Source organism: Hyphomonas sp. UBA3601 (assembly GCF_002375605.1).
Classification (GTDB): Bacteria; Pseudomonadota; Alphaproteobacteria; order Caulobacterales; family Hyphomonadaceae; genus Hyphomonas.
Genome location: NZ_DFME01000128.1, coordinates 50,223 through 53,282 on the forward strand (window position 1 = coordinate 50,223; position 3,060 = coordinate 53,282).

Sequence of the window (3,060 nt, forward strand, 5' to 3'; positions counted from 1 at the left end):
AGCGACAGCACGTAGTGGAAGTGCGCGACGACATAATAGGTGTCGTGCAGGGCATGGTCGATACCAGCGTTTGCGAGCACGACACCAGTAACACCCCCCACAGTGAAGAGGAAGATAAAGCCAATCGCCCAGAGCATCGGGACCGTGAAGTCGATGGACCCGCCCCACATGGTCGCGATCCAAGAGAATATCTTGATACCCGTCGGAACGGCGATCACCATCGTGGCCGCAACGAAGTAGGCTTTCAGATCCACATCCATACCAACTGTGTACATGTGGTGTGCCCACACAACGAAGCCGATCACCCCGATGGAGACCATGGCGTAGGCCATACCAAGGTAGCCGAAGATCGGTTTCTTGGAGAAGGTCGACACGATGTGGCTGACGATGCCGAAGGCCGGCAGGATCATGATGTAGACTTCAGGGTGACCAAAGAACCAGAACAGATGCTGGAACATGATCGGGTCACCACCACCCGCAGGTGCGAAGAATTGCGATCCGAAGTTACGGTCGGTCAGCAGCATGGTCAGCGCGGCAGCAAGCACCGGCAGCGACAGCAGCAACAGGACGGCCGTGATGAGCACGCCCCAAGCGAACAGCGGCATCTTGTGCATGGTCATGCCAGGCGCGCGCATGTTCAGAATGGTCACGATGAAGTTGATGGCGCCGAGGATCGACGCGATACCCGCCGTATGCAGCGACAGGATGAGCACATCCATTGCCGGGCCGGGATGGCCTGTGGTGGACGACAGCGGCGGATAAAGCACCCAGCCCCCTCCGAACCCGTCGCCGGGTCCGCCTGGAACCGTCATCGAGATACAGGCAAGCACAAAAGCTGCAACTGTAAGCCAGAACGAGATGTTGTTCATGCGTGGGAAGGCCATGTCTGGCGCGCCGATCATCAACGGAACGAACCAGTTTCCAAAGCCACCAATGAGCGCCGGCATCACCATGAAGAAGATCATGATCAGACCATGATAGGTAATCACCGTATTGTAGAAATGCTTGGCATTCTGAATGGCCACGTCGCCTTCACCGGCAACGAATTGTGTCATCACCCCGATACCCGGCTCAGCAAGTTCCCAACGAATCAGGCCAGACAGCGTGTACCCTACAACCCCCGCGATCAGCGCAAAGATCAGGTACAGCGTACCGATGTCCTTGTGATTGGTCGAAAACAGCCAGCGCGTAAAGAAGCCGGGCTTGTGATCGTGTGAGTCGTGATGGTCGATGGCCACTTCATCCATAGGCATGGCGTGTCACTCTTCCCTAATTACTGTTTGGCGGCGAACTGGGTCGCCTGCTCAGTGGATGCAAAAACGTCGACGGTCGCATAGGCGGCTTCATAGTCACCCGCGAGCATAAACTCGGCCCAGCTGTCGAATTGCGCCTGGCTGACCACGCGCACTTCAATGGGCATGAAGGCATGGTTCACGCCGCAAAGCTCAGAGCACTGGCCGTAGTAGATGCCCGGCTCCTCGACGAGGAACCAGCCCTCGTTCAGGCGACCCGGAACGGCGTCCGTCTTCACACCGAAGGCTGGAACGGTCCAGGAGTGGATCACGTCAGCCGCGGCCGTGTAATAACGCACAAAACGATCTTCCGGGATAACCATCGGGTAATCGACGGCGAGATTTTTGGGCTTGGACGCGAAATCGGTACGGCCTGTTGCCGCGGCATAGTTGTCGCCATCTGTCGAAACACCAACATGAACCGGGTTGGAAACGAATTCCAGCGGGTAACCCGAATCATCAATCAGGTCCGGATAAGTGTAGGTCCAGTTCCACTGGTTGCCCTGCGCCTTGACGTTCACGAAGCCTTTTTCAGCTGCTTCCGGAAAATAGTCCTTGGCGAAGCGCTCATGCTGAGCCGTCTTGCCGTCAGCAATCATCGCATCCGACTTATCGGTAATTTGCTGAAGGTTCGGAACCACGTCCTGATAATACAGGTTCGGGAAAGACTGGCTCGCGATTGCAACGAGGATGAGCGCCGGAACAACCGTCCAGATGATTTCAATCAGCGTGTTATGGCTGAACTTCTTCGGCACCGGATTGGTCTTGCGATTGTGACGCAAGATGACCCACATCAGCAGGCCAAGCACCAGCAGTGTGATCAAGACAATGATGATCAGAACGAAGTGGTGGAAGATGTGAATGCGCTCTGCAATGCGCGTTGCGGCAGGCTGGAAACCCAGCGCACCGTCTTGAGGAACGAATGCCAGCGCCGGACCGGCCATGACGGCAGCGCACAAGGCGGCAATAAGGTGTCGCACGAAGTTATCCTCGTCTCATTGGAATCTGTGTCCCTCTATCTACAATACGTGATAGCCGCAACCTACCACTTTACGCGCTCAATATTGTCGCAGGTTGTCGGCGATGCCTTCGATCTGTGGTATGTTCTCCCTACGACCGGCACGTGAAATGAAAGGTCAAAAACAATGAAAAACTCAATTCTTACCGCCTTCCTTCTGCTCGGACTGGGCGTCGGACCCGCCAACGCGCAGGTATTGGTACTCGGGGGAGGAATTGCCGAGGACTGCTATGAAGCCGCGAAGTTTGGATCCGTATCTCCACGAGAAGGCGCTGAAATCTGCACCCGGGCGATCCAGCATGAAGCGATGAAGCTAAGCAATCGCGCCGCCACATACACGAATCGCGGCGTGCTCTACATGCGCGCCGGGCTCTACGAGAAAGCGCTTTCGGACTATGAGAAGTCCAAGCGCATCAGCCCTGACACTGGCGAAACCTACCTTAATGAGGGCGCAGCCTATATATTCATCGAAGCGTATGACAAGGCGCTCCAATCCCTGGACCAGGCCATCGCATATGGTTCAAACGATTTGCACGCCGCCTACTACAATCGCGCGCTGGCAAAGGAAAAACTGGATGATGTGGAAGGCGCCTATTACGACTTTCGCAGAGCGTTGGAATTGAAGCCTGATTGGGAGTTGGCCGAATGGCAGCTGTCACGCTTCGAGGTCAGCACGAACTGATCAGGAACGGGTTTCTGCGCCTTTGCCCTTGCGACGCGCCGGGGTGTCACGCATCTATTCAAGATGAC

The 3,060-nt window shown here is 56.0% G+C and carries 3 protein-coding genes; 1 reads left to right on the forward strand and 2 read right to left on the reverse strand.

The window, feature by feature from the left end; all coding sequences use genetic code 11:
- Together B4F73_RS14725 and coxB are read right to left on the reverse strand one after the other, a co-directional pair.
- Window positions 1-1,253 (reverse strand): cbb3-type cytochrome c oxidase subunit I (locus B4F73_RS14725; protein ID WP_290483630.1); only part of this gene is annotated, 1,253 nt, incomplete at its 3' end.
- Between the two features lie 20 nt (window positions 1,254-1,273).
- A complete protein-coding gene (gene coxB, locus B4F73_RS14730; protein ID WP_290483631.1) occupies window positions 1,274-2,272 on the reverse strand; it encodes a cytochrome c oxidase subunit II in 999 nt (332 codons plus the stop codon).
- Window positions 2,273-2,437: 165 nt separating this feature from the next.
- On the opposite strand from coxB, the gene B4F73_RS14735 reads away from it, so the two are divergent.
- Window positions 2,438-2,992 carry a tetratricopeptide repeat protein gene (locus B4F73_RS14735; RefSeq protein ID WP_290483632.1) on the forward strand — a complete coding sequence of 185 codons (555 nt, stop codon included), beginning with the start codon at window positions 2,438-2,440 and terminating at the stop codon, window positions 2,990-2,992.
- The last annotated feature ends 68 nt before the right edge of the window (window positions 2,993-3,060 follow it).

Bases quoted from the DNA above. Each gene is read 5' to 3' on its own strand.
- B4F73_RS14735 (WP_290483632.1), top strand. From the start codon at position 2,438: ATGAAAAACTCAATTCTTACCGCCTTCCTTCTGCTCGGACTGGGCGTC.